The organism is Pseudogulbenkiania sp. AW2-16 (assembly GCF_056824575.1).
The window spans coordinates 3,788,855-3,814,886 of the sequence record NZ_CP157668.1 but is presented as its reverse complement, the minus strand read 5'-3'; the positions used below and the strand labels follow the sequence as shown (position 1 = coordinate 3,814,886).

General features: G+C 64.1%; 23 protein-coding genes and 1 pseudogene. 5 read left to right on the top strand and 19 right to left on the bottom strand.

The genetic code is table 11. The features are described 5' to 3' along the window. Nucleotides 1-137: 137 nt before the first annotated feature. On the bottom strand, nucleotides 138-854 hold the full coding sequence (locus ABKF58_RS18405; RefSeq protein ID WP_482582587.1) for a glutathione S-transferase N-terminal domain-containing protein: 717 nt from the start codon (nucleotides 852-854) through the stop codon (nucleotides 138-140). Nucleotides 855-1,214: 360 nt separating this feature from the next. On the opposite strand from ABKF58_RS18405, the gene ABKF58_RS18400 reads away from it, so the two are divergent. After that, nucleotides 1,215-1,652 (top strand): GFA family protein, encoded by a 438-nt coding sequence (locus tag ABKF58_RS18400; RefSeq protein ID WP_482582585.1) that lies wholly within the window; start codon nucleotides 1,215-1,217, stop codon nucleotides 1,650-1,652. A 195-nt stretch (nucleotides 1,653-1,847) separates the two neighbouring features. Here ABKF58_RS18400 and ABKF58_RS18395 read toward each other — a convergent pair whose 3' ends face one another. The 13 genes from ABKF58_RS18395 to ABKF58_RS18335 form a co-directional block, all read right to left on the bottom strand. Then, nucleotides 1,848-2,612 (bottom strand): EAL domain-containing protein, encoded by a 765-nt coding sequence (locus ABKF58_RS18395; protein WP_482582584.1) that lies wholly within the window; start codon nucleotides 2,610-2,612, stop codon nucleotides 1,848-1,850. Next, a complete protein-coding gene (locus tag ABKF58_RS18390) occupies nucleotides 2,564-3,088 on the bottom strand; it encodes a response regulator transcription factor (protein ID WP_482582583.1) in 525 nt (174 codons plus the stop codon). Before ABKF58_RS18390 ends, ABKF58_RS18395 begins: the two co-directional genes overlap by 49 nt. Further along, nucleotides 3,078-4,178: a protein-glutamate methylesterase/protein-glutamine glutaminase gene (locus tag ABKF58_RS18385; protein WP_482582582.1), complete on the bottom strand. Its 1,101-nt coding sequence runs from the start codon at nucleotides 4,176-4,178 to the stop codon at nucleotides 3,078-3,080. Before ABKF58_RS18385 ends, ABKF58_RS18390 begins: the two co-directional genes overlap by 11 nt. 73 nt (nucleotides 4,179-4,251) lie before the next feature. Beyond that, entirely contained in the window at nucleotides 4,252-5,100 is an 849-nt protein-coding gene (locus ABKF58_RS18380; RefSeq protein ID WP_482582581.1) for a CheR family methyltransferase, read from the bottom strand. Nucleotides 5,101-5,269: 169 nt separating this feature from the next. Continuing rightward, nucleotides 5,270-5,830 carry a chemotaxis protein CheW gene (locus ABKF58_RS18375; RefSeq protein ID WP_482582580.1) on the bottom strand — a complete coding sequence of 187 codons (561 nt, stop codon included), beginning with the start codon at nucleotides 5,828-5,830 and terminating at the stop codon, nucleotides 5,270-5,272. Nucleotides 5,831-5,839: 9 nt separating this feature from the next. Then, entirely contained in the window at nucleotides 5,840-7,480 is a 1,641-nt protein-coding gene (locus ABKF58_RS18370; RefSeq protein ID WP_482582579.1) for a methyl-accepting chemotaxis protein, read from the bottom strand. A gap of 39 nt (nucleotides 7,481-7,519) precedes the next feature. Then, nucleotides 7,520-9,208 (bottom strand): chemotaxis protein CheA, encoded by a 1,689-nt coding sequence (locus tag ABKF58_RS18365; protein WP_482582578.1) that lies wholly within the window; start codon nucleotides 9,206-9,208, stop codon nucleotides 7,520-7,522. Next, a complete protein-coding gene (locus ABKF58_RS18360) occupies nucleotides 9,184-9,687 on the bottom strand; it encodes an Hpt domain-containing protein (protein WP_482582577.1) in 504 nt (167 codons plus the stop codon). Before ABKF58_RS18360 ends, ABKF58_RS18365 begins: the two co-directional genes overlap by 25 nt. A gap of 20 nt (nucleotides 9,688-9,707) precedes the next feature. Next, the gene (locus ABKF58_RS18355; protein WP_482582576.1) at nucleotides 9,708-10,025 is read right to left on the bottom strand and encodes an STAS domain-containing protein; all 318 of its coding nucleotides are present in this window, start codon (nucleotides 10,023-10,025) and stop codon (nucleotides 9,708-9,710) included. 8 nt (nucleotides 10,026-10,033) lie between these two features. Then, nucleotides 10,034-11,239 (bottom strand): methyl-accepting chemotaxis protein, encoded by a 1,206-nt coding sequence (locus ABKF58_RS18350; protein WP_482582575.1) that lies wholly within the window; start codon nucleotides 11,237-11,239, stop codon nucleotides 10,034-10,036. Between the two features lie 59 nt (nucleotides 11,240-11,298). Then, nucleotides 11,299-11,664 (bottom strand): response regulator, encoded by a 366-nt coding sequence (locus tag ABKF58_RS18345; protein WP_482582574.1) that lies wholly within the window; start codon nucleotides 11,662-11,664, stop codon nucleotides 11,299-11,301. A 402-nt stretch (nucleotides 11,665-12,066) separates the two neighbouring features. After that, nucleotides 12,067-13,380, bottom strand: coding sequence for an MFS transporter (locus ABKF58_RS18340; RefSeq protein ID WP_482582573.1), 1,314 nt, complete (start codon nucleotides 13,378-13,380; stop codon nucleotides 12,067-12,069). Between the two features lie 103 nt (nucleotides 13,381-13,483). Then, a complete protein-coding gene (locus tag ABKF58_RS18335) occupies nucleotides 13,484-14,653 on the bottom strand; it encodes a M20 aminoacylase family protein (protein WP_482582572.1) in 1,170 nt (389 codons plus the stop codon). 126 nt (nucleotides 14,654-14,779) lie between these two features. Here ABKF58_RS18335 and ABKF58_RS18330 point away from each other — a divergent pair, with 126 nt between their 5' ends. Further along, nucleotides 14,780-15,733, top strand: a complete 954-nt coding sequence (locus ABKF58_RS18330; protein WP_482582570.1) for a LysR substrate-binding domain-containing protein — start codon at nucleotides 14,780-14,782, stop codon at nucleotides 15,731-15,733. A gap of 47 nt (nucleotides 15,734-15,780) precedes the next feature. Here ABKF58_RS18330 and ABKF58_RS18325 read toward each other — a convergent pair whose 3' ends face one another. From ABKF58_RS18325 to ABKF58_RS18315, 3 genes are all read right to left on the bottom strand, one after another. Beyond that, nucleotides 15,781-16,770, bottom strand: coding sequence for a CobW family GTP-binding protein (locus ABKF58_RS18325; RefSeq protein ID WP_482582568.1), 990 nt, complete (start codon nucleotides 16,768-16,770; stop codon nucleotides 15,781-15,783). Between the two features lie 276 nt (nucleotides 16,771-17,046). Continuing rightward, a complete protein-coding gene (locus ABKF58_RS18320) occupies nucleotides 17,047-17,250 on the bottom strand; it encodes a YbdD/YjiX family protein (RefSeq protein ID WP_482582566.1) in 204 nt (67 codons plus the stop codon). Then, nucleotides 17,222-19,327: a carbon starvation CstA family protein gene (locus tag ABKF58_RS18315; RefSeq protein WP_482582564.1), complete on the bottom strand. Its 2,106-nt coding sequence runs from the start codon at nucleotides 19,325-19,327 to the stop codon at nucleotides 17,222-17,224. Before ABKF58_RS18315 ends, ABKF58_RS18320 begins: the two co-directional genes overlap by 29 nt. Before the next feature lie 280 nt (nucleotides 19,328-19,607). Here ABKF58_RS18315 and ABKF58_RS18310 point away from each other — a divergent pair, with 280 nt between their 5' ends. Both ABKF58_RS18310 and ABKF58_RS18305 read left to right on the top strand, forming a co-directional pair. Beyond that, the gene (locus ABKF58_RS18310) at nucleotides 19,608-20,948 is read left to right on the top strand and encodes a cache domain-containing protein (protein ID WP_008953784.1); all 1,341 of its coding nucleotides are present in this window, start codon (nucleotides 19,608-19,610) and stop codon (nucleotides 20,946-20,948) included. A 145-nt stretch (nucleotides 20,949-21,093) separates the two neighbouring features. Further along, the gene (locus ABKF58_RS18305) at nucleotides 21,094-21,741 is read left to right on the top strand and encodes a response regulator (protein ID WP_482582562.1); all 648 of its coding nucleotides are present in this window, start codon (nucleotides 21,094-21,096) and stop codon (nucleotides 21,739-21,741) included. Between the two features lie 272 nt (nucleotides 21,742-22,013). Here ABKF58_RS18305 and ABKF58_RS18300 read toward each other — a convergent pair. Both ABKF58_RS18300 and tsaD read right to left on the bottom strand, forming a co-directional pair. Beyond that, nucleotides 22,014-23,922 (bottom strand): annotated as a pseudogene (locus tag ABKF58_RS18300) (ATP-binding cassette domain-containing protein). A 188-nt stretch (nucleotides 23,923-24,110) separates the two neighbouring features. Beyond that, nucleotides 24,111-25,136 (bottom strand): tRNA (adenosine(37)-N6)-threonylcarbamoyltransferase complex transferase subunit TsaD, encoded by a 1,026-nt coding sequence (gene tsaD / locus ABKF58_RS18295; RefSeq protein WP_482584400.1) that lies wholly within the window; start codon nucleotides 25,134-25,136, stop codon nucleotides 24,111-24,113. A gap of 308 nt (nucleotides 25,137-25,444) precedes the next feature. Between tsaD and ABKF58_RS18290 the strand changes: the two genes are divergently transcribed. Continuing rightward, nucleotides 25,445-25,864 (top strand): OsmC family protein, encoded by a 420-nt coding sequence (locus ABKF58_RS18290; protein WP_008953788.1) that lies wholly within the window; start codon nucleotides 25,445-25,447, stop codon nucleotides 25,862-25,864. Nucleotides 25,865-26,032 lie beyond the last annotated feature (168 nt).

The window sequence follows — 26,032 nt, the reverse complement described above, 5'->3', positions numbered from 1 at the left end:
CTTGCAGGATTTTGACGGTTTTTTGGGCGGTAACGGCAAGTGGCTAACCCGAAAAGGGTTTTTCGGGTTATTCATGGCTTATCCACAGGGTTATTCAGCGATGGCTGTGGATAGCTTGATGAGGCTTTCGTACGGTCTTACACAGGAGCTGCGTTTCGGCTGGGAATGGTCAGTCCTCTTGCCACGGCGGGGCGTGCAAGGAATTGATCCAACGCGCGTGTGACATGCGGAAAATCCGCAATCCCCACCAGTTCACCGGCCTCGTAGTAACCGATCAGGTTGCGCACCCAGGGGAAGGTCGCTATGTCGGCAATCGTGTAGGCCTCTCCCATGATCCACTTGCGGTCGGCGAGTCTCTGGTTGAGTACGCCAAGCAAGCGTCTGGACTCGGCAATGTAGCGGTCGCGCGGTCGCTTGTCTTCGTACTCCCTGCCGGCGAACTTGTTGAAGAACCCCACCTGTCCAAACATCGGGCCGATGCCGCCCATCTGGAACATCAGCCATTGCAGCGTCTCGTAGCGGCCCGCCGGATCCTGCGGCATGAATTTCCCCGCCTTGTCGGCAAGATGGACGAGAATCGCACCGGATTCGAACAGCGGCAGCGGCTTTCCTCCCGGACCGTTCGGATCGATGATTGCCGGAATCTTGTTGTTCGGATTGAGCGACAGGAACTCCGGCGACATCTGGTCGTTGGTTTCGAAGCTTACGAGATGCGGCTCGTAAGCCAGGCCGGTTTCTTCCAGCATGATCGATACCTTGACGCCGTTGGGCGTCGGCAAGGAATAGAGCTGGATACGGTCAGGATGGTGTGCGGGCCATTTCTTCGTGATGGGAAAAGCGGAAAGATCGATCATGGTTTCCTTGGCATGTTGTTTGCAATCAAAGTAACCAATATAAACACTGGGGCGATTTTTGTCCCGAGAGGGCTTTTTCGTCTGCTTTGGCACAGCCATATCGCCCCTCTTGACATATTGTGTCTATGATTGGTGAACATTTTTCCTGGCTAGGCAAAATTTTTCGGCGACAGTGGGGGGCTATGATGAGCTCCTCCTCTTGAAGACCGATCCCCATGTCGAGGACCGGCCCGCAGGGTGTTTCAGGGGTAGAGCAATAGCCACCGTCGGCAAGGAACAAAGCAGGTCGGGGGCGGCAGGGACATGGGAATGGATGTCTGTCAGGATGTTGTCTTTGATTCAGGCATCGGGGGAGTTGTCATGCACAGACTGAACGGCGGGTGTCATTGCGGAAATATCCACTTCGAAATGACGCTTCCCCATGTCCCGGAAACGTATCGCCCGCGGGCATGCGACTGCGATTTTTGCCATAAGCACGGCGCGGCGTATGTGGCTGACCCGGATGGTTCGCTGCTCATTCGTCTGCAAGACGAGCACATGGTGACGCGATATCGCCAAGGTGCGGGGATCGCGGATTGTCTGGTGTGCATGGCATGTGGTGTGCTGGTTGCCATTCATTATCAAGATGACCAAGGCGAGCGGCGGAGTTTCGCTGTCGTAAACAGCCGGGCTATCGATGGTGTTGTGCGCTTTGGCGAGAGCATTCCGGTTTCGCCGAAGGCGCTGACCGCCAGCGAGAAGGTGGAGCGCTGGAAAAGACTCTGGTTTCAGCGGGTCCGCATCATGACCTCGGCTTGATGTTCCTCAGGAGGGCATGGATAGAATTTGGCAAGATGAACGAGGTCTATTCGGCTTGCTTTGAAAGGGTGTGCTGCCTGTTCTGACAGCTTCAAGCTAAGGGCGGTTTGGTGCCCCGAGACTCAGAGGCAAATCCATCGAATTACGCTCGCGGCGCAACCGGCTGGGGCGGCTGGTCCGACAGACAATACGGGTTCAGCTGCCACGCCGACCATGGCGTCGCGTGTTTTGTGTTTTTACCCAGCCGGTGAAAGTTTCGCTGGGCATGGGCTTGGCAATAAAGTAGCCCTGCGCCAGGTTACATCCAAACTCCCGCAGCAATTTCCAGTCCTCGAGCGTTTCTATGCCTTCTGCCACCGTAACCAGGCTCATCTTGTGAGCCATGTCCAGGGCGGACTGCAGAATGACCCGCAGGTGCTCGCGCTGGTGGGCGCGATGCACGAAAGAGCGGTCGATCTTGAGTTCGGTGAAGGGGATGCGCGAGAGCTGCTGCATTGACGAAAAGCCGGTGCCATAGTCGTCGATGGACAGGCCGAACCCCTTCAGGCGCAGTCGTGCCAGATTGGCCAGTGCTATGCCAAGGTCGGCAGCCAGGGAGCTTTCGGTGACCTCCCAGATCACTTGTGCTGCGGGTAGCTGATACTGCTGCAACAAGGCGTCAACCTCGCTGACGAAATCGGGCAAATCCAGCAACCGAGGTGACAAGTTGACGGCAACCGTCAGGTGTACTCCGCTCCGTCGCCAATGGGCGGCCTGGGCAAAGGCCTGGCCCGCGATCTCCAGCGTCAGGTCGTGTATCAGCCTGTGCTTTTCGGCCAGTGGGATGAAGTGGTCCGGGGGAATGAAGCCCTTTTTAGCGTGGGGCCAGCGTGCCAGCACTTCCACACCGGTGATCGTGCCGCTTTTCAGGTCTATTTGAGGTTGATAATAAGGCAGGAGTTGATGGCGGGAGATGGCCAAAGCCAGCTCGTGGGCACCGGTGCTGGAGGCCTCCTTGTGGGTCTCTGGTGCTGAAGGGGAGGGGGCGGCCGATCCGGACTGTGGTGCAATATCTCGGCAAGGTGTTGCTTGGTCAGCGGTTTTTTCCAAGCGGCTAGGATGGGTATTCCCAGTGCTTGTGCCATATTCTCGACGCTGCAGATCAAGGAAAGATCCCTGTTCGATGAGATGACCAGGGGTGCCATGACGTTGCGCTTCATCATCTGCAGGATGAATTCGACGCCATCCATGCCCGGCATCTCGAGGTCGACTACGATCAGGTGTGGAAGCGTGTCGAGACCGGCCAGCAGCTCAAGTGCCTGCATGCCATCGACGGCCTCAAGAATGCCTTGTATGCCAAACTGTCGAAGTAGCCCCACCACATGCAGCCTTTGCACCAGGCTGTCATCGACGATCAGTACCGTTTCAACCCGCGGTGGTGACATATCAGTAACCATAATGTTCGATGATTGGGGCGATGCGATGCAGCGAAACGACCTCACTGACACCGCCGAGCGCGATGGCCTCCTTGGGCATGCCAAACACCACGCAGGTCGATTCGTCTTCGGCGATCGTCCTGGCGCCGGCCTCGTGCATTTCCTTGAGGCCACGTGCCCCGTCATCCCCCATGCCGGTCATGATCATGCCGAGGGCATTGCGTCCGGCGAACTTCGCACATGAGCGGAACAGGACATCCACCGAAGGGCGGTGCCGGTTAACCAGCGGTCCGTCGATGATTTCAACGGTATATTGGGCGCCATTGCGTGCCAGCAGCATATGCTTGCCTCCGGGAGCGATGAGGGCCCGCCCCGGCATCACGCGGTCGCCGTGGCGGGCCTCGCGCACTTCTATCTGGCACAGGCTGTTGAGGCGTTCGGCAAACATCGCGGTAAAGCGCTCCGGCATGTGCTGGACGATGACCATGCCCGGACATGTGGCAGGCAGCCGGGGCAGCACCGTCTCCAGTGCCTGGGTGCCGCCGGTGGAGGTGCCGATGGCGACGATACGTTCGGTGGTGCTGATCATGCTCGCCCCGCGACCGAGCCCGCTGCTGATGACGGCGTCGGCCGATAGCTTGGGCGAGGGGGCCAATGGCGGCCGCGTGCGTGACGCCAGGCGGCTGACATTGGCGCGAGAGGCGGCCCGGACGGCGTGTATGACGTCGTTGGCACTGTCTTCGAGAAACTGTTTCACCCCCATTTTGGGTTTGGTGATGATCGAAACGGCGCCGGCAGCCAGCGCATTCATCGCCGCGGCGGTGCCGGTTTCGGCCAGCGACGAGCAGATCACGACGGGGGTCGCCCGCTCGCTCATGATTTTTTTCAGAAAGGTCAGGCCATCCATACGCGGCATTTCGATGTCCAGCACGATCACATCCGGCCAGTCGCGTTGCATATGCGTCAGGGCGAACAGCGGGTCCGAGGCGGCTCCAATAACACGGATGCCTGGCTCGCGTTCCAGTGCCTGCCGGACGACTTGCCGTACCACGGCGGAGTCGTCGACGATCATTACCTTGATTGGCTCGCTCATTGTCTTGTGCTGGCTCATGTTGTGGATCGTTTCATCCCCTCTGCGGGAGGCTGTGTCACGCGCTGGTTTTCATCTGCCGCAACAGAGTCTTTCATCGTTTGCATTCGGGCCGGCAATACCGCGTCGGGCGCAGTGAAACCAGTTCGTCGGTCACCCCGTTCAGGGTTTCGGAGTGGCCGACGATGAACATGCCATCGCGCTTGAGATGCGGCAGCATTTTGGCCACGACGCTGCGCTTGGTGTCGCTATCGAAATAAATCATTACATTGCGCAGGAAGATGATGTCGAACTGGCCAATGCTATTGGCGCCGAGCGCTGCCAGGTTCAACTGGCAGAAGCGAACCCGCTCACGTAATGCCTGCCCGATCAGAAAGGTTCCGGTCTGGCTGCCGACTCCTTTAAGGCAGTAGGTTTTCAGCAATTCATCCGGGATGTTCTTGGCGCGCTCGATCGGATAGTGGCCGTGCTTCGCTTGTTCCAGTGTCGGCAGGCTGATGTCGGAAGCCACGATCTCCCAGGAGGCGGACAAGCCGAGGGTTTCGGCCAGCACCATGGCGATGGAGTAAGGCTCTTCGCCGGAAGAACAGGCGCCACTCCATACCCGGAACGCTGTGCCGCGCCGACTGACGGCGAAATCGTGCAGGAAGTCAAAGTGAGCAGCTTCACGGAAAAAACAGGTTTCATGGGTGGTTAGCAGGTCGACCATCAACTGCACCTCGGCCGGGTGCTCGCCGCTGGCGAGCAGGCGGTAGTATTCGTCGAAGTGGCTCAGCCCGTGATGGCGCAGGCGTTTGGCGAGACGACCGGCCAGCAGCACCTTCTTGCCGGTGGTCAGGTTGATGCCGGCCAGGCGATGGATCAGCCGCTGGAAGAGGGCAAACTCGTGATCGGAGAGGGGGGATTGTCCATAAGCACCTCGGTCTGGAACGAGAACACGCAATATTCATTGGCATGGCTTCAATACAGTGCTGCCGTCGTCTCATCGCCGACGAGATGACGCAAGGTGTGTGATTTGCTGGTGTGACCCGAGAGGGAACAAGGCAACGCCTGGCGATCGCTGGGCGTTGCCGGGTTCTCTCCATCCTTTCCAACCGTATCGCTGCTGTGCTTCAGGACGGCGCCAGTGCAGTCCCGGGATGAGCGAGCGTGGCAATCTGGCTCATCTCGGTGATCGACAGCACACGGTCGAGATCGAGAATGATGACGAAACCACCCGCCACTTTGCCCATGCCGCGGATGAAATCGGCACGGATGTTGGCACCGAAGGCCGGCGCCGGTTCGATTTCGCCGGAGGGTATCTCCAATACCTCGTTCACGCTGTCGACCAGGATGCCGATATCCTGCTGGACCTCGCTGTCATCCTCCTGGTGATGCATCTCGACAATGACGATGCAGGTGCGACGTGCAACCTCGGTCGGTCTTGCGCCGAAGCGTGCCGATAGGTCGATCACCGGTACCACCGCACCGCGTAGATTGATCACGCCGCGGATGAAGGCTGGCATCAACGGGATGCCGGTCAACTGGCCGTATTCGATGATCTCCTTGATGTTGAGGATGCCAACAGCAAATGCCTCGGCGTTCAGCATGAAGGTGAGGAATTGCTGGACTCCGGGGGCGGCCACGAATGTGGCCGGTGGGTCCTGACGGACAAGCGCAGTGCTCTGGTCCATGACGGCTCCTCAGAAATGTTCGAATTCCGGTTCGGTGCTCGCCAGGACGGGCGACTTGCTCGCCGGATGGCTCCGTGCCGGAACGGGGGAATGGGCCTGGGCGGCAGCGCCGTGGCGGGCTGGGCTACGTTGGCGGGCCGCGCTCTCGGTGCGGAAGAATGCCATCAGCCCTTGCAGCTGCTCTGCTTGGGCGCCCATTTCCTCGGCCGTGGCGGCCAGTTCCTCGGACGACGACGCACTCTGCTGGGTGGTCTGGTTGAGCTGGCCGACCGCCTGGTTGATCTGGGTCACGCCGGCGCTCTGCTCCTGGCTGGCGGAGGCAATTTCCTGCACCAGGTCGGAGGTCTTGCTGATCGACGGCACCATCGCGTCGAGCAGTTGGCCGGCGTGTTCGGCCAGCTTCACGCTGGAGCCGGCCAGCTCGCCAATTTCCTGAGCCGCCACCTGGCTGCGTTCGGCCAACTTGCGTACCTCGGCGGCAACCACGGCAAAGCCCTTGCCATGCTCGCCGGCACGGGCCGCCTCGATCGCGGCGTTCAGCGCCAGCAAGTTGGTCTGGTAGGCGATGTCGTCGATGATGCCGATCTTCTGTGCGATGGCCCGCATCGCGGTGACGGTTTCCTTGACCGCCGCGCCACCCTGGCCGGCTTCGCTGGCCGCTTTGGCGGCCATGCCATCGGTGACCCTGGCGTTTTCGGTGTTCTGTGCCACGGTGGCGGTGGTCTGCTCGAGGGTGGAGGAGATTTCCTCGACGGAAGCCGCCTGTTCGGCAGCGCCTTGCGACAGCGACTGCGAGGTGGCGCTGACCTGCTCGGCGGCGGCCGAGAGGTTGTCGGCCGCCGAGCGCACCTGGCCGATGGTGAGCGACAGCCGCTCGACCATGTTGCGCATCGCCGCCAGGAGGCTGGAGTTGTCGTTGGCGCGCAGCTCGATCTGCTGGGTCAGGTCGCCCTCGGCCACCTTGCGCGCAATGGCGGCGGCATGGTCGGGCTCGCCGCCGAGCTGTCGCATCAGATTGCGGGTGATCCAGAAGCCGACCGCGGCGGCGATGACGATGCCCGCTGCGATGAGCGCCAGCGTCAGGTTGCGTGCCTCGGCGTAAACCGCCTGGGCGTCCTTGGCCGAGCTGTCCATCAATTCGCCCTGGAACTGGACGAACTTCAGCGCATGTTCCTGGTAGGCGCGCAGGGTCGGCCGCAGCTCGTTCTGCAAGAAGGCCCGCGCTTCATCCTGGCGTTCCTCCTCGACCAGGCGGATCAGCGTTTCCTGCCCGGCGATGTATTTGATGCGCAGTTCCTTCAGCTGGGCCAGCATTTCCTTGCCGCGCGGCAAGGCGATCAACGATTCGAGCTTATCGACCGCGGTGTCGATGGCCTTGCGTGATTGCAGCACCCGCTCCTTGTCCCGCTGCCGATCCTCCTTGCTCGTCGACAGCATCATGTTGCGCAGGGCGATGGCGGTCTGGCTGGAGTTGTCTACGATCTGGTTCAACAGCACGGTCTTCGGCCAACGGTCGTTGGCCATGGTGCCGATCGCGTCGTTGAGATGTCCCATGCGCACGATGCCAATGGCTGAGATGGTGATCATGACCAGAATGACGATGCCGAAGCCGAAGCTTAGTTTGGCACCCACTTTCATGTTGGCGAACATAACGAACTCCCTTCTTCCTTCTAGGCTAACGTGGTCGGCTCAGGTGGCCGGAGTGGATGCCGCTTCGCGCGACTCGCGTCGTGTCGCGATGGCGACGAGTGCGGGAACGTCAAGAATCAGTGCCACCTCGCCGCTGCCGAGGATGGTCGAGCCGCCGATGCCGCGCAGGCTTTGGAACAGATGGCCGAGCGGTTTGATCACCGTCTGGAATTCGCCCAGCAGATGGTCAACGACGATGCCGACCTTCTGCGCGCCGGTACGCACCACGACCACGTTCTCGCGCGCCGGCCGCTTGCCCGGCAGGTTGAACAGCTCGTGCAGACGGATGAACGGCAGTACTTCGCCGCGCAGGTTGAGGTAATGGTTATCGCTGGTTTGCGGCGACAACTCGAGGCATTCGACCACCATGTCGAGCGGCACCACGTAGTTGGCCTGTCCCGTGCCGACCAGGAAGCCGTCGATGATGGCCATGGTCAGCGGCAGGCGGATGGAAAAGCGGGTGCCGGCGCCGGGAGCCGAGCGGACATCGACGTGGCCGCGCAGGCTCTGGATATTGCGCTTGACGACGTCCATGCCGACGCCACGGCCGGACAGGTTGGAGACGTGATCGGCGGTGGAGAAACCCGGCTCGAAGATCAGGTTGTCGATTTCCGCTTCGCTCAGGTTGTGGCCCGGCTGGAGCAGGCCGCGCTCGGTCGCCTTCGCCACGATTTTGTCGCGGTTGAGACCGCCTCCGTCGTCGCTGACGGTAATGACGATGCTGCCCGAATCATGCGAGGCGTTCAGTTCCAGCCGGCCGCGGGGTGGCTTGCCGGCGGCGGTACGGTGCGCGGTGGGTTCGATACCGTGGTCGATGGCGTTGCGTACCAGATGGATCAGCGGGTCGCCGATCTTCTCCACCACGCTCTTGTCGAGTTCGGTTTCTCCTCCGGTAATGACCAGTTCGATGTCCTTGCCAAGCTCTTTGGAGACATCGCGCACGATGCGGTTGAAGCGGCTGAAGGTTTCTCCAATCTGCACCATGCGCAGTTGCAATGCCGAATCGCGTGTGCTTTCGACCAGGCGCATCATCAGCGAGCTCGCCTCCAGAAGCTCGGCGCGACCGGTGCGACTGGCAAGCAGGCTGACGCTGGCGCTGGCAATCACCAGCTCGCCGACCAGGTCGATCAGGCGGTCGAGCTTGTCGGCCTGGATGCGGATCAGCCTCGCCTCGGCGGTTTTCTTGTCGCTGACCCGAGCCTGCCGGATGATGGCCGCCTCGACCAGCTTGGGCTGCACCACCTGCTGTTGCACCAGAATTTCTCCCAGTGGTACGACTTCGGGTGGCGCTGCGCCGGCCATGGGCGGCTGCTGCATCAGCAGCCCGTCGTCGAGCTCCGCTTGCGTGAGCGCGCCGATGCGAACCAGGATTTCGCCCAGCCGCATCGTGTCTTCCGGCAGGGACTGCAACAGATCGATGTAGTCGGCCAGGCGGCTGTCCGGCGGCAGGATGTGCAGGGTGCAGTCGTCGCGGACGAACTCGAATACCCGCTCGATCGTCGCCTTGTCGGCGCAGGAGGCAAAACGAATCTCGAAGCCGAGATAGCAGGCTTCCGCATCCATCTGATCTGCCGGCGGCATGGCATCGGCCACGGTTTCGAGGTGCACGATGGTGCCCAGCGTGCCGAGGTAGTGCAGGAAGGACAGCGGGTCCATGCCGTTCTTCAGCACATGGCGCTCGAAACGCAAGGAGATGTGCCAACATTCGCTCTCGAACAGGTCCCGGCCCAGGCTTGGCTGAGTGGTGGTGGATGCCCCGGCCGGGGGAGGCCGGGCGGTGCGGTCCGTGCGTCGCGCTGTAAACGTGCGAGCAAGGCATCGCCGGCCAGTTGCAATTCGGCCGTTGGGTGAACCCGGCGGATTTCGAACTCGCCCAACAGCAAGCCGATATGATCGCCGCAGGCCAAAAGCAAGGCGATGAGTTCGGCGCTGACCGCGATGTCGCCATTGCGCAGTTGGTCGAGCACGTTTTCGACCACGTGGGTGAAGGCGACGATGTAGTCGCATTCGATGACGCCGGCACCGCCCTTGATCGTGTGCGCGGCGCGAAAGATCGCATGCAGCGTGTCGGCGTCGCCGGAAGCTGCTTCGAGCTGTAGCAGCGCTGCTTCGAGCGCGGCCAACTGTTCGCGACTTTCCGTCACGAACACGGTCAGGAGTTCGTCCATGGGCGTTGCCTGTTCAGGATTCAGCTTTCCCGCGCGGGGATCAGCATCGGGTCGCCGAAGTCGGCGGCCACGTTGAAAAAGTCCACCACCTCACGCACCGCCGGGCTGTGCGCGACGATCAGCAGCGGCTTGTCCTGATGGCGTGCTTCTCGCTTGGCCAGCAGCAACAGCTGAAATCCGGCCGTGTCGATTTCGGCCACGGCGGAAAGATCGAGCTCGAGGCCGTCACCCGCCTGCAGGGCGTCGAGCAGCAGCTGCTTCTGTGCCGTGGCGTTGTAGATGGTCATGTCGTCGAGGAGGGTGAGGCGTTGGTGCTCCGGAGCCTGGCTGGGTGCCATGATAGTCCTCAGAACAATTCAACCTTGGGGCTGGCCGCCACCGTAGGCTGGTGGGTGACGGCGTGATGAGCCTGGCGCTGCTGATCCATCACGTAATCGCTGTAAATGGCTTCTAGATGGAGCGCGAGGGGCTTGTACTGGACACCTGGGTCGCCCGGCTGCTGCAGCCGCCGCACCAGTACGGCAAGATGGTCATCCAGGCGATGCAGGGCTTCCGCCGTATGCTCGATCTGCTGGCGGGTGACGTCCTGGAACTGCACGCTCGCCAGTGCATGCATGAACATCTGCATCAGCTCGGCGCTGCTGCTGCTCACGCTGTCGATGACGTGGGTCTGATGGCGAAGCAGATCCTGGTAGCTGTTGCCAAGTCCGGCGAGCTGATCGGCGAAATGCCCAAGCGTGGCTTGCTCGCGTTCAAGATTGGCCGTCGACAGCTTTTGCTGCAACTGAGCCTCGACCGTCATCCCCACGTCCATGATGCCCTGGCTGATCGCCACCACCGCTTTTTCGGTTTCGCCCGACAACTTGCGGACCTCGTCGGCCACCACGGCGAAGCCGCGCCCGGCTTCGCCGGCTCGGGCCGCCTCGATCGCCGCATTCAGCGCCAGCAGATTCGTTTGTGCCGCGATGTTCTTGATCAGAAGGGTGAGCGACTGCAACGAGCGTGTCTCGGCGACGACCCGGTGGGTTCGCTCTTGGTCCTGGCGAGCCTCCTGGAGGCGGTGATCGATGTAGTCGCGCATCGCACCGATCAGATGCTGGTTGTCGGCGATGTGCTGCTCGGAGTTCTGTGCCAGTTGGCTGGCGTGCGACGAACTCGTCGTGACAAAGTCGTTCAGCCTTGTCACGACGCCATCGATGGCCTGCAGCCGGTTGGTAATGTCGTAGGCCGCTTGCTCGGTCTGCTGCACCACGCTGCCCAGATGATTGCGCAGCACGTCACTATAGGTTGGTACCGCAAGGAGCTCTCCCGCCACCTCGTTGCTGGCCGTGCTCAGCTGTTCGCTCCCCTGCGCCAGTTGTGCCAGCCGGGATGACAACCCGCACTGCTGCTGGCGGAACAGCAGGAAGGGGATCAGCCAGACGCCGAGGCTGGCCGTGCTCACCAGCAGCACCGCCCCGATGGCATTGCCCAAGGGCTGCGACAGGCCGAGTGCCGGCAACAGGACGGTGGTGAATCCGTCGTTGAAGAAATACACGCTCAAGCCGGCCATGACGGTAACGACGCTGAACGAACCCAGGGTATATAGGAGGAAAGGTCGTTGCTGCATGATCAGCGCATCACCAGCTTGATGGTGTTGAGCAGATCGTCTGCCGAGGCCGGCTTGACGATCCAGCCTGAAGCACCGGCAGCTTTCGCCTCGGCCTTTTTCGATTGCTGTGACTCGGTGGTCAGGAACAGGATCGGCATGAAGCGATAGTTCGGCAGTTTGCGTACGTGTTGAATCAGCTCGATGCCGTTCATGCCGGGCATGTTGAGATCAGTGATCAATAGGTCGGACTTTATGCCGGCTTGAAACTGCCTTAATGCCTCTCCGGCATTCCCGGCTTTCGCGACCGCGTAGCCGGCCTTGGCGAGGATGTTGGAAACGGAGAGCAAAATGGTTGCCGAGTCGTCCACGAGGAAGATGGTTTTCATGAGTCGGGTTTACTCCGGCCAAGCATGAGGGGAGGGCGCAACAGGCGGTCAGCCTAGTCTTCTTTGGTTAGGGGGCGGGGAGGTTGTTTGCAAGGACAAATGAGTAAACCTACGAAGGCAGGCCAAATAAGATTGATTTAAATCAAATTTCTTCTTTGTTAATATAATTTTTATTAAAATACTTAAAATTGATTATTGAAAAATATCGCTATATGAAAATGTAGGATTACGTCATGGTGTGCTGGCGAAGGCGGCCGTTGAGGAGGGGCATTGCACCGCGACGAGCGCCGCTGAGCGGCGTGGGCGAGGTACTGGCGGGCTTGGACAGACTGCAGGGGAAAAGAAGCCCGCCGGGCCGGGTGGCGTTGCGGGCAGGGGCTTGCGTTCAGAGCCGGTGCGGGGTTATTCCAGCGGCCGGCCGGCGGTTTCGCGCACCATGGCCCAGCCCAGCAGGGATACCAGGCCGCAACCGATGACGTAGAGCGCCGGAGCGTTCGGGTTGCCGGTGAGGCGGATCAGGCCGGTGGCGAAGAACTGGGCGAAGCCACCGAAGATCAACACGCCAAAGCAGTACACCAGGGACATACCGGTGGCGCGTACGCGGCGCGGGAACAGTTCCGGCAGGATCACCACCGAGGGCACGCTGTTGAAAATCAGGAGCAGCGACAGTCCCGCCACCACCAGGAGCAAGGTGGCGAGGTTGGGGCTGGCGTTGAGCAGCATGAAGGCGGGGTAGATCAGCACCAGCATTGGTATGCGCGTCAGCAGGATGGCGCGTTTGCGGCCGATGCGGTCGCTCAGGATGCCGGCATACGGCGCCAGCAGCATGGAGACGGCGGCGGCGGCGAGCCCGGCCCACATGGCCTGCTTGAGCGGCAGGCCGAGCTGGGTGGCGGCGTAGTTGGTCATGTAGTTGAGGATGATGTAGTTGGCGGCGGTGCCGCCGATCACCAGCAGCACGCCGGCGACGAGCTCTCGGCGGAAGGGGCCGAACACGGCGGCCACGCTGCCTAGCCCTTCCTCGGCGTGGGTGCTGTCGGCGGTTTCATGCAGGTGGCGACGGATGTACATGCCGATCGGCACCACCAGCATGCCGAGCACGAAGGGCATGCGCCAGCCCCAGCTCTCCAGTGCGTCCGTCGGCAGTAGATAGGTCAGCGCGAGGCCGCACAGCGAGCCCAGCAGCACGCTCAGGGCCTGGCTGAACAACTGCCAGCTGCCGTAGTAGCCGCGCGAATGGTCGTCGGCATATTCCAGTAGCAGCGAGGTGGATGCGCCCAACTCGCCGCCGATGGCAAAGCCCTGGATCAGGCGTCCCAGCACGATCAGCACCGGCGCGGCGAGGCCGATCTGGGCATAGCTCGGCGTGATGACGAACATGGCCGAGCCCAGCGCCATCAGCCACAGCGTCAGCATCATGGCCGGCTTGCGTCCGGCGCGGTCGGCGTAGGCGCCGATGACGATGCCGCCCAGCGGGCGCATGGCGAAGCCGACGCCGAAGGTGGCGAGCGACAGCATGAGTTGGCCGAAAGCGGTATCGACCGGGAAGAACAGCCGGCCGATCAGGGTGGCGAAGAAGGTGTAGACAGTGAAATCGAAAAACTCCAGACCATTGCCCAGGGTGATGGCGGCGATGGAGCGGGCGCTGGCCGATCGGCTCGCCGGGGCGGTACGGTGAGCGGCCGTCCCGGCCGGCGAGGTGAGGCTGGTTGACATGATGGTTTCTCTCTCTTTGTAGATAGTGATATACGGTCCCGGTCGCCTTGTTGTTTTATTCGGCCGGACCGCCCGACCGGGTGGCGATCCGGTTGGCTATCTCTCAATCCAGGAAACGTTCGGCCAGCTTGACCCAGTAGCTCGCCCCCAGCGGCAGACAGGCGTCGTTGAAGTCGTAGCCGGGGTTGTGCACCATGCAGCCGCCTTCTCCGTCGCCGTTGCCGATGATCAGGTAGCAGCCGGGGCATTGTTGCAGCAGGAAGGCGAAGTCCTCGCTGCCGGTGAGGGGAACCATGCCGTCGATCAGGCCCTCTTCGCCGAGCCAGTCGTGCGCCACCGCGCGGGCGAGGGCGGTTTCGGCCGGGCTGTTCACCAGTACCGGGTAGCCGCGCCGGTAGTCGACCTCGGCCTTGGCGCCGAAGCCTTCCGCCTGCGCGTGCGCCAGGGCGGTGATGCGCTGTTCGAGCAGGTCGCGCACCGCCGGGTTGAGCGAGCGCACCGACAGCCGCATCTCGGCGCTGTCCGGGATCACGTTGGCGGCTTCGCCGGCGCGGATGGCGCCGACGGTGACGATGGCCATCTCCAGCGGCGGCACGTTGCGCGCCACCACGCTTTGCAGCGCCATGGTCAGGGAGGCGCAGACCACCACCGGGTCGACCGAGCGGTGCGGCATGGCGCCGTGGCCGCCACAGCCCTGGATGCGGATGGTGACTGTGTCGGACGAGGCCATGAAGGCGCCGGGCAGAAAGCCGAAACGCCCCGCCGGGTAGCCCGGCATGTTGTGCAGGGCGAAGACGGCGTCGCAGGGAAAGCGCTCGAACAGGCCGTCCTCGAGCATCTTGCGTGCCCCGGCCAAGCCTTCTTCGGCGGGCTGGAAGATCAGGTTGAGCGTGCCGTCGAAGCGACGTGATTCGGCCAGGTAGCGGGCGGCGGCCAGCAGCGTGGCGGTGTGGCCATCGTGACCGCAGGCGTGCATCTTGCCGGGGTGGCGGCTGGCGTAAGGCAGGCCGGTGGATTCCGTGATGGGCAGGGCGTCCATGTCGGCGCGCAGACCAAGGCGCTTGGTGCCCGAGCCATGCCGCAGCGTGGCGACCACGCCGGTGCCGCCGATGCCGCGATGCACGTCGTAACCCCAGGCGCTCAGGCATTCGGCGACGAGATCGCTGGTGGCGAACTCCTCGAAGCCGAGTTCGGGGTGAGCATGGATCTGGTGGCGCAGCGCGATCATCTCATTCTCGATGGCGCGGATGCCGGGCAGGACGGGGTCGGTCATGGCATTCTCCTCGGGCTAGGCCCGCCGTGGCGGGGGATGGGCTGAACTGATCTTAGTCAGCGCCTGGCTGTCCCGGGAGTACCAGTTTTGTTATCTTGATAACCTTTGGTTGTCGGGTGGAGCGGGATGAAGCTGCATCAATTGCAAGCGCTGGTGGCTATCGCCGAGAGCGGCAGCATCCGGGCCGCGGCGCGGCGGCTCGGGCTGTCGCAGGCGGCGGTGACCAAGGCGGTGCGCGAGCTGGAGGCCGAGCAGCACTTGCCGCTGCTGGTGCGTCACGCCAGTGGGGTGTCGTTCACCGAGTATGGCAGCGCCTTGCTCGGGCACGCGCGGCTGGTGGTGGGGCAGCTGCAGCGCGCCGACGCCGAACTGGCACGGCTGCGCGGCCAGGCGGAGGGGCGGCTCAGCATCGGCGTGACGCCGTTCATCGAGCTGACCTTTCTGCCGGAGGTGGTGCGGCGTTTTCGCGAAAAGATGCCCGAGGTGCGCCTCGAGCTGTTCGAGGGGCTGACCGCGGTGGCGCTGCCGCGCCTGCGCAACGGGGAGCTCGATTTCGTGGTGGGGCCGATGATTCCGGCGATGCCGGCGCCGGAGTTCGAGTGCGAGGATCTGCTGCTGTTCAACAGCGTGGTGATCGCGCGCCAGGGCCATGCGCTGGGCGGGAGCCGCTCGCTGCATGAACTCCTGGACGCGGATTGGGTGGTGAATTACGCCCCCAGTGCCTACGACGCCTTCATGCGCAACCTGTTCTGGCAGCACGGCGCGGCGATCGACGAGCTGCGCCTGGTGCGGGCTCACTCGCTGACCCTGTTGCTGTCGCTGATCCGCCACGCCGACATGCTGAGTTACTGCCCGGAGCCGCTGATCGTGGCCGAGCCCCTGCGCGACTGGGTGCAGGTGCTGAGGTTGGCCGAAGGCTTCGAGACCGGGCGGCTCGGCGTGATCAGCCGGCGCGACACCACGCGCAGCACTGCGGCGCAGTGCTTTGTCGATTGCCTGCTGCAGGAAATCCGCCGGCGCAGCCGCTCGGCGCGGGCAGAAGACCGCCAGCTGTGCGACCTGCTGCAATTGCTGGTGTGAGCCGGAAGAAAGGCCGCCGGCAGAGGCGACCTTGAGCGGGCAGGGCGTTAAGCCGGGCAGGCGGCGAAATCGGCGCGGATGGCGTCGGCCGGGAGTTGCTGGCCGATCAGCACGATGTCGGAGCGGGGCGTTTCGTCGTCCTGCCATTCCCGGCCGTAATCGAAGCCGGTGATGCGGTGCACGCCCTGGAACACCAGGCGGCGCGGTTCGCCGGCGATGGCCAGCACGCCCTTGTAGCGCAGCAGCTGTTCGGCATGCTGCTCGACCAGCCGGTTCATGAAGGCACTGATGCGTTGCAGGTCGAGCGGGCCGTCGTGGGCCAGATGGAGCGCGGCGATGTCGTCGGCGAACGAGCGCGTGGCGGCCGGGCGGAAGCTCAGGTTGCGCTCGCCTGTTGCCGGGCGCAGCAGGTTTTCGTCGAGGTGGAAACCGCGCACGCCGAACGCCAGCGCCGGCGCGATGCGACCCTGGACCAGCCGATGCTGCTCGGCCTGGCTATTGATGGCGGCAAGACGCGCGCCGAGGCGCTCGAGGCTGGCTTCGTCGACGAGGTCGGTCTTGGAGATCAAGAGGCGATCGGCGAAGCCGGCCTGTTTGCGCGCCACCAGATGCTCGTCCAGCTGCTGCGCGCCGTGCACGGCGTCGACCACGGCGAGCACGCCGTCGAGCGCGTAGGCTTCGGCCAACGTGTCGTCGCTGAAGAAGGTCTGGGCGATCGGCGTCGGGTCGGCGAGCCCGGTGGTTTCGATCACCAGCCGGGTGAAGGCGAGCTCGCCGTCGCGGCGGCGCTGGTAGAGCGAATGCAGATGGCGCGACAGGTCGCCGCGGATGGTGCAGCACAGGCAGCCGTTGGTCATTTCCACCAGTTCGTCGCGTTCGCGGATCAACAGTTCGCTGTCGATGCTGACCGGGCCGAACTCGTTCTCGATCACCACGATGCGCTCGCCGGCTTCGGCCAGCAAGTGGTTGAGCAGGGTGGTCTTGCCCGCGCCGAGAAAGCCGGTGAGCAGGGTGACGGGGATGGGGGTATGGGTCATGGGCATTTCCATGAGAAGGGCGTATCACACCCTGTGAGGATTAGAACCTGTTGTAGTAGGCGAGCGAGCCAAAGCAGGTTGGGCGCTGCCAGCGCACAGGAACCGGAGTGGACATATGGTCCATGAGGATTCCTGATCGCTGAGCCGATCACTGCGTGCAAATCCATCGCTGAGCCAATCGAAGATTGGCACGCAGGGATTTGCCCAGCGATAGATCGGCACGCAGTACTGCCGGCGCTCAAGATGCAAAGGCGCAGCCGCCTAATGCGACAGGTTTCAGCAGCAGCGTCCCACCTTGCCATTCCCCCCGCCGTAGCGGGCGTCCTGGCGCTCCCGGAAAAACTCCTCGTACGTCATCGGCGTCTGGTCCGGGTGGGTGGTACGCATGTGCTCCACGTAGGTGTCGTAGTCGGGCAGGCCCACCATCAGGTTGGCGGCCTGCCCGAGATACTTACCCAGTTTGCCAAGCTGGTCGAACATGGTCTGTGTCCGTCAGGCGCGGCCGGCTTCGGCCACCACCGGCGCGGTTTCCTGCGCGGTCGGGTGGGCGCTGCGCCAGTGCCTGCAGGCAGGCGCGCAGGCCGAAGCCCAGCACGCTCAGCACCACCAGGATGAACAGGATGGCGAGCCCGGCGTCCAGGCGGTCGTTGAACACGATCTGGTGCATCTGCTCGATGCTCTTGGCCGGAGCCAGCACCTTGCCTTCGACGATGGCGTTCTGGTACTTGGCGGCGTGCGCCAGGAAGCCCACTTTCGGGCTGTCGGCGAACACCTTGAGCCAGCCGGCGTACAGGGTGCAATACAGCAGCCAGGCCGTCGGCACGATGGTGACCCAGGCGTAGCGCTCGCGCTTGAGCTTGAACAGCACCACGGTGGAGAGGATCAGCGCCACGGCGGCCAGCATCTGGTTGGAGATGCCGAACAGCGGCCACAGCGTGTTGATGCCGCCCAGCGGATCGACCACGCCCTGGTACAGGAAGAAACCCCAGGCCGCCACGCACAGGCCGGTGGCGATCAGGTTGGCCGGCAGCGAGTCGGTCTTCTTGAACGACGGCACGAACACGCCCAGCAGGTCCTGCAGCATGAAGCGTCCGGCACGGGTGCCGGCGTCGACGGCGGTGAGGATGAACAGCGCCTCGAACAGAATGGCGAAGTGGTACCAGAACGCCTTCATGCCGTTGCCGCCGAACACCCCGGAGAGGATTTCGGCCATGCCGACGGCCAGCGTCGGGGCGCCGCCGGCGCGCGAGATGATGGTGTGCTCGCCCAGCGTCTGCGCGGTATGGGTCAGCATCTCGGGGGTGATGACGAAGCCGAATTGCGACACCGCCAGCGCGGCCGATTCGGCGGTGTGGCCGAGCAGGGCGGCCGGGCTGTTCATGGCGAAGTAGACGCCCGGCTCGATGCAGGCGGCGGCCACCAGCGCCATGATGGCGACGAACGACTCCATCAGCATGCCGCCGTAGCCGATGAACGGGGCGTGGGCTTCGTTTTCCAGCAGCTTCGGCGTGGTGCCGGAGGAGATCAGGGCGTGGAAGCCCGATACCGCGCCGCAGGCGATGGTAATGAACAGGAAGGGGAACACGCTGCCCGACCACACCGGGCCGCTGCCGTCGATGAAGCGGGTGACCGACGGCATCTTCAGTTCCGGCATGACGATCACGATGCCGATGGCGAGGCCGAGGATGGTGCCGACCTTGAGGAAGGTGGACAGGTAGTCGCGCGGAGCCAGCAGCAGCCACACCGGCAGCACCGAGGCGATGGCGCCGTAGCCGATCAGGATCCAGGTCAGTTCCTTGCCGGTGAAGGTGAACAGGCTGGCCAGTTCCGGATGCGACGCTACCTCGCCGCCGCCGACGATGGCGAGCATCAGCAGCACGAAGCCGATCAGCGAGATTTCGCCGATGCGACCCGGGCGGATGTAGCGGGTGTACACGCCCATGAACAGCGCGATGGGGATGGTGGCGCCCACGGTGAAGGTGCCCCACGGGCTGTCGGCCAGCGCCTTGACCACGATCAGCGCCAGCACGGCGAGGATGATCACCATGATCATGAAGGTGCCGAACAGCGCGATCACGCCGGGAACCGGGCCCAGCTCGGACTTGATCAGGTCGCCCAGCGAGCGGCCGTCGCGGCGCGTCGAGATGAACAGCACCATGAAGTCCTGTACCGCGCCGGCGAACACCGCCCCGGCGAGGATCCACAGCATGCCGGGCAGGTAGCCCAGCTGCGCGGCGAGCACCGGGCCCACCAGCGGACCGGCGCCGGCGATGGCGGCGAAGTGGTGGCCGAACAGCACGTTCTTGTTGGTCGGCACGTAGTCGAGGCCGTCGTTCAGGCGCACCGCCGGGGTGGCGCGGCGCGGGTCGAGCTGCATCACCTTGGTGGCGATGAAGCGGCTGTAGTAGCGGTAGGCGATCAGGTAGACGGATACCGCGGCGGCAACGATCCAGAGCGCATTGATCGTTTCGCCGCGATGCAGGGCGACGGTGCCGAGCGCGAACGCGCCGACAAGCGCCACCAGAAACCACCCGAGGTGGCCGGCAAGGCGTTGCATAGTGTCTCTCTCCAGTGTGGCGGCATGGTGTGTGGACATGCCTTCTTGTGTGCGTGCCGACGACGTCGGTGTAGGACGGTCGGCGGACGGCTCTACTATTCGCCATGTCGCGGTAAAGGAAAATTCGCACTACTACCGCAGTCGATCTACGTAGTTCTGCGTAGAGGCGGCTGGGCGCCCTGTTTTGCCGGGTGCGCGTAGTGGGGCTGGCGTTACAATGCGTCGTTGGCAGCTCGGCATTGCGGCCGTCTGCCGGTCTTCCATCACCCTTGCCGTCGCCATGCAGACCAAACACAAAGTCGTGCTGCTCACCATCCTGCCCTTGCTGCTGGCGATGCTGGCGCTGGGCGGCTTGCTGGTGCACCGCAGCCAGCGCCTGACCGAGCAGCAGACCCAGCTCATCGAAGAGACCCTGCTCGCCAGCAAGCAGGCCGAACTGCAGCATTACACCCAGCTGGCGATGACGGCGATCGGGCCGCTCTACGCCTCCGGCCGCAACGACGCCGCCACCCAGGAGCAGGCCAAGGCCATCCTGCGTGGCATCAGCTACGGCGAGGACGGCTATTTCTTCGTCTACGATCTTTCCGGCAACAACCTGGTGCATCCGCGCAAGCCGGGCCTGGTCGGCAAGAACCTGTGGGACCTCACCGACCCGCACGGCCGCCACGTGATCCGCTCGCTGCTGGCCGCGGCCACCAGCGGCACGGGGTTCCAGCGCTACGACTGGGAGAAGCCGTCGTCGCACCAGATGACCGAGAAACTGGGCTACGTGGTGCTGCTGGAGCGCTGGGGCTGGGTGCTGGGGACGGGGGTCTACATCGACGACATCGAGCACGCCACCGACCAGTTGCGCAGCCGCGCTTCGGCCAACGTGCGCGACACTTTGTGGGGCATTGCCGCCGTGGCCGGGGCGGCGGTGCTGCTGGTGTTCGCCGGCGGGGTGGTGCTCAACGTCAGCGAGCACCGCGTCGCCGACGCCAAGCTCAAGGCGCTGACGCAGCGCCTGGTGAATTCGCAGGAGCAGGAGCGGGCGCGCGTGTCGCGCGAGCTGCACGACGGCATCAGCCAGCTGCTGGTCTCGGTCAAGTTCCAGTTCGAGCTGGCGCAGCACAAGCTGGAAGCCGGCGAGCCGGCCCTGGCCGAAGTGGAGAAGGGGTTGGGCGGACTGGGCGACGCGCTGAGCGAGGTGCGCCGCATCTCGCACGATCTGCGGCCGTCGGTGCTCGACATGCTCGGCTTGTCGGCGGCGCTGGGACAGCTCTCCGCGGAATTCGAGCGCCGCAGCGGCATCCGCGTGGCGTTCGACAATACCCTGGACGATACCTGCCTCGACGATCGTCAGGCGGTGGCACTGTTCCGCATCGCCCAGGAGGCGTTTACCAACATCGAGCGTCACTCCCGCGCGCGCAACGTGACGCTGACCCTGTCCCGCGAGAGGTACGGCGTGCGCATGGCGGTGCGGGACGACGGCTGCGGCTTCGACGTCGACAATGTCGACCGCTCCCAGACCCGCGGCATCGGTCTGCGCAATATCCGCGAGCGCGCCGAGCACCTGGGCGGCAGTTGCCTGCTCGGTTCGCGTCCGGGAGAAACCGAGCTGGAAGTGCGGTTGCCGGTATGAGCGGGCGCCCGTCAGCGCACGCCGACGCACCCGGTGTAACGGCGGACTCCCCCGGCGTACAACGAAAACGGGAGTTGCCGTGAGCACCATCGCCTAGGCAAGATGGCGGCTTGTCCGGCCTCGCCGGCCCCTGCTGGAGTCTGAAATGAGTCTGCAACAACCGAATGCCGTGCCCCGTATCCGCCTGGTGCTGGTGGACGACCACCCCTTGGTGCGCGACGGGCTGCGTGCTCGTCTGGGCAGCGTGCCGCGTCTGGACGTGGTGGGGGAGGCCGGCTGCGGTCGCGAGGCGCTGGAGCTGGCCGACACCCTGCGCCCGGACATCATGCTGGTCGACATCGGCATGCGCGACATGAACGGCATCCAGCTCACCGCCGCGCTGCGCGAGCGCCATCCCGGCGTGGTGGTGGTGATCCTCAGCATGTACGACAACGCCGAATACGTTACCAGCGCGGTGCGCGCCGGCGCGCGCGGCTACGTGCTGAAGGACGCGCCATCGCAGGAGATCATCGCCGCCATCGAGGCCGCAGTGGCGGGCGGCAGCTATTACAGCCATGCCGTGACGCACGCCCTGATCGAGCCGGCGCCGCAGCCGGACCCGCTCACCGAGCGCGAGCGCGAGGTGCTGTTGTTGCTCGCCGCCGGGCACAGCAACAAGATGGTGGCGGCGAGCCTGGAGATCAGCGTGCGCACCGTCGAGGCGCACCGCTTGAACCTGCGCCGCAAGCTGGGGGCGGAGAACGTCGCGGCGCTGGTGAAGTACGCCATGGAGCGCGGCTGGATCAAGGGGTAAATCTATCCCATTAGGCGGCTGCGCCTTCGCATCGTGAGCGCCGGCAGTACCGCGTGCCGATCTATCGCTGGGCAAATCTCTGCGTGCCAATCTTCGATTGGCTCAGCGATGGATTTGCACGCAGTGATCGGCTCAGCGATCAGGAATCCTCATGGACTCCGGGTCCATCTCGGTTCCTGTGCACTGGCGGCACTCAAGCTGCGTTGGCCCGCTCGTTTACTGGAATAGAGGCTTACTACTGTGAGCTCCACGTGCCCGGCGCGTGCCAGTCGCTACGCCAGGTTGGCCGAAACCCCTTCCAGTTCGTCCTGCAGCAGCAGCCATTCCTCTTCGACCTCGGCCAGCTGCGCTGACACCTCGCCCTGGCGCTTGATGCTGTCGGCGAGCTTGGCCTTGTTGCCGTCCTGATAGGCTTCTTCCGAGGCGAGGAAGGCATCCAGCTCGGCCTTCTCGCCGGAGAGCTTTTCCAGTTCCTTTTCCAGCTTGCCAAGCTTGGCGAGCAAGGGCTTCTTCAGTGCCGATAGGCGTTGGCGCTCTTCAGCCTCCTGGCGCTTCTGCTCCTTGCGGTTGACGCTCTGGGCGTCGCCGGCGGAGGGCCTCGGCGCCTTCGGCCAACTGCTCGAGACGCCACTGGCGGTAGTCTTCCAGGTCGCCGTCGAACGGCCGCACCGTGCCGTCGGCGACCAGCCAGAACAGGTCGGTGGTCGATTCCAGCAGGGCGCGGTCGTGCGAGACCACCACCAGCGCGCCGGGGAAATCCTGCAGCGCCAGCGTCAGGGCGTGGCGCATTTCCAGGTCGAGGTGGTTGGTCGGTTCGTCGAGCAGCAGCAGGTTGGGCTTTTCCCATACGATCAGCGCCAGCGCCAGGCGCGCCTTCTCGCCGCCGGACATCGGCCCGACCGGGCTGGTGGCGGCGTCACCGCGGAAGTTGAAGCCGCCGAGGAAGGTGCGCAGTTCCTGTTCGCGCGCCTGCGGCGCCAGCCGCGCCAGGTGCTGCAGCGGCGTGTCGTCCATGCGCAGCGTTTCCAGCTGGTGCTGGGCGAAGTAGCCGATCTTCAGCATCTGCGCCCCGATCACTTCGCCTTCTAGCGCCTTCAACTCGCCCGCCAGCAGTTTGACCAGGGTCGACTTGCCGGCGCCGTTGACGCCCAGCAGGCCGATGCGGCTGCCGGCTTCCACCGACAGCGACACGCGCTGCAGGATCGGCGTGGCGCCGTAGCCGATGGCGACCTTGTCGAGCCGCAGCAGCGGGTTGGGCAGGGAGGCCGGCGTGGCAAAGGTGAAGTCGAACGGCGAATCGACGTGCGCCGGGGCGATGCGTTCCAGCTTCTCCAGCGCCTTGACCCGGCTCTGCGCCTGGCGTGCCTTGGTGGCCTTGGCCTTGAAGCGATTGATGAACGATTCGAGGTGGGCGATCTGGCGCTGCTGCTTGTCGAACTCGGACTGCTGACGCGCCAGCTTCTCGGCGCGCATGGTCTCGAACTGGCTGTAGTTGCCGGTGTAGAGCGTGAGCGTCTGGTTGGCCACTTCGACGATCTGGCCGCACACCGCGTCGAGGAAGTCGCGGTCGTGCGAGATCACCAGCAGCGTGCCGGGGTAGGCCTTGAGCCAGTCCTCCAGCCACAGCACGGTCTCGAGGTCGAGGTGGTTGGTCGGTTCGTCGAGCAGCAACAGGTCGGAGCGGCACATCAGCGCCTGCGCCAGGTTGAGGCGCATGCGCCAGCCCCCGGAGAAGCTGGCCACCGGCCGCTCCTGGGCTTCCGGGGCGAAGCCGAGGCCGGTCAGGAGCTTGGCGGCACGCGCCGGGGCGGCGTAGCCGTCGATGTGGTCGAGCTCGCCATGCAGCTGGCCGATGGCGGCGCCGTCGTTGGCCTGTTCGGCTTCGGCCAACTTGCGCTGCAGGTGACGCAGTTCGGCGTCGCCGTCGAGCACGTAGTCGAGCGCGGAGCACTCCAGTGCTGGCGTTTCCTGCGCCACGTGGGCGATGGTCCAGTGCGCCGGCACCGAGGCGTCGCCGCTGTCGGCGTGCAACTGGCCCATCAAGAGGGCGAACAGGCTGGACTTGCCGGCGCCGTTGGCCCCGACCACGCCGACCTTGTAGCCGGGGTTGAGGGTGAGGCTGGCGTTGTTGAGCAGCTCTTTCAGCCCGCGGCGCAGGCTGAGGTTTTGCAGTTGGATCATGGGGTTTCCTGCGCCGCTGACGGCGCGGTTCAAATCATCGTCGTGGAGACTATTTCAGTAGGTGAGCGAGCCAAAGCAGGCTGAGTGCCGCCAGCGCACAGGAACCGGAATGTACACGGAGTACATGAGGATTCCGAGCACTGCCGGCGCTCAAGATGCGCAGGCGTAGCCACCTAATGGGATAGGCTCTAGGCGGCGGGCAGGCTGCCCAAATCCCACCTCGGCTTGACGCTGTAGCCGCCGGCCGGCTGGGCGTACTTCAGGCGCATGGCGCCGGCGTAGGCGATCATCGCGCCGTTGTCGGTGCACAGCGCCAGGGGCGGGTAGAACACCTCGAAGCGGCCCTTGGCGGCCAGCGCGTCGAGCGCGGCGCGCAGCTGCTTGTTGGCGCCGACGCCGCCCGCCACCACCAGCCGTGCCATGTTGGCCTGCTTCAGCGCCTTGAGCGACTTGCCCACCAGAACGTCGACGATGGCGTCCTGGAAGGCGCGGCAGATGTCGTTGCGGGTCTGCGGGTCGATCGAGCCATGCTCGGCCTCCTGGTGCCGCACCAGCGTCAGCACCGCGGTCTTCAAGCCGGAAAAGCTCATGTCGAGATCGTCCGACTTCAGCATCGGGCGCGGCAGCGTGAAGCGGGCCGGATCGCCGCTTTCGGCCAACCTGGAGAGCGTCGGGCCGCCGGGGTAATCGAGGCCGAGCAGCTTGGCGGTCTTGTCGAAGGCTTCGCCGGCGGCATCGTCGAGCGTCTCGCCCAGCACGTCGTAATCGCCGACGCCGCGCACCGCCATCAACTGGGTGTGGCCGCCGGAGACCAGCAGGGCGACGAAAGGGAAGGCCGGCTTCGGCTCGGCCAAGAGCGGCGAGAGCAGGTGGCCCTCGAGGTGGTGCACGCCGACCACCGGGATGCCGAGCCCGAAGGCCAGCGCGTTGGCGATGCTGGCGCCGACCAGCAGCGCACCGCCCAGGCCCGGCCCTTGGGTGTAGGCCACGGCGTCCAGGTCGGCGAGCTGCTTGCCGGCCTCGGCCAGGCAGGCCTCGGTGAGCGGGATGGCGCGTCGGATGTGATCACGGCTCGCCAGCTCCGGCACCACACCGCCGTATTCGGCGTGCATCGCCATCTGCGTGTGCAGCTGATGGGCCAACAGGCCCTGTTCCGTGTCGTACAGTGCGACCCCGGTTTCGTCGCAGGACGATTCAATACCCAGTACCAGCATGGTCAATGTTTTCAAACCTGTTCATGATCTTGCCACGCCCCTGATCGGGGCTCATGTGCATTGCGTGCGAATCTTGCGCTGGGCACACCTGAAGATGCGCCCGCAGAGATTCGCTCAGCGATCGGAAATCCTCACGTACTGCGTGTAGATGCCGGTTTCTACGCTGCGCTTCGCCCCCGCCGAGGCCCGGTCGCGACAGGTCGCGAGCAGGTTCCCAGCGGGAAAATCTTTTCATTTTACCGGCGAATCTTTGTGAGCCCAAATCGGCAATGGTAGTCTTGCAGGCTTGATTGACCAGGAGGACAACAATGCAGGCCAAACTGAGATGGATCGACGGGGTGTGTTTCATGGGTGAGACCGGCAGCGGTCACGCCGTGGTGATGGACGGCGCGCCCGAAGGCGGCGGCCGCAACCTCGGCCCGCGCCCGATGGAACTGCTGCTGCTCGGCACCGCCGGCTGCACCAGCTACGACGTGCTGGGCATCCTGAAAAAGTCGCGCCAGGACGTGCACGACTGCTGGGTCGATATCGACGCCGACCGCGCCGACACCGACCCCAAGGTGTTCACCCGCATCCATTTTCACTTCGTCGTGGTCGGCCGCGAGCTGAAGCCCGACGCCGTCGAGCGCGCCATCAAGCTGTCCGCCGAAAAATACTGCTCGGCCTCGATCATGCTGGGCAAAACCGCCGACATCACCCACGATTTCGAGCTGCGCGAACCCGCCTGAGCCAGCGGGCTTCGGCCAACGTTGGCAGCGTGTCACGGCGCCACCTTAAGGGTGGCGTTTTTCATCGCTGCCGCCAGGGCGGCAATTGTTGCCGCTTTGCCGTCCTGTCCAGCTTGCCGCTCCGTCGTCCTCCGGGCGAATTCCCGTCTTTTCAAGCCCTTGCCCCTA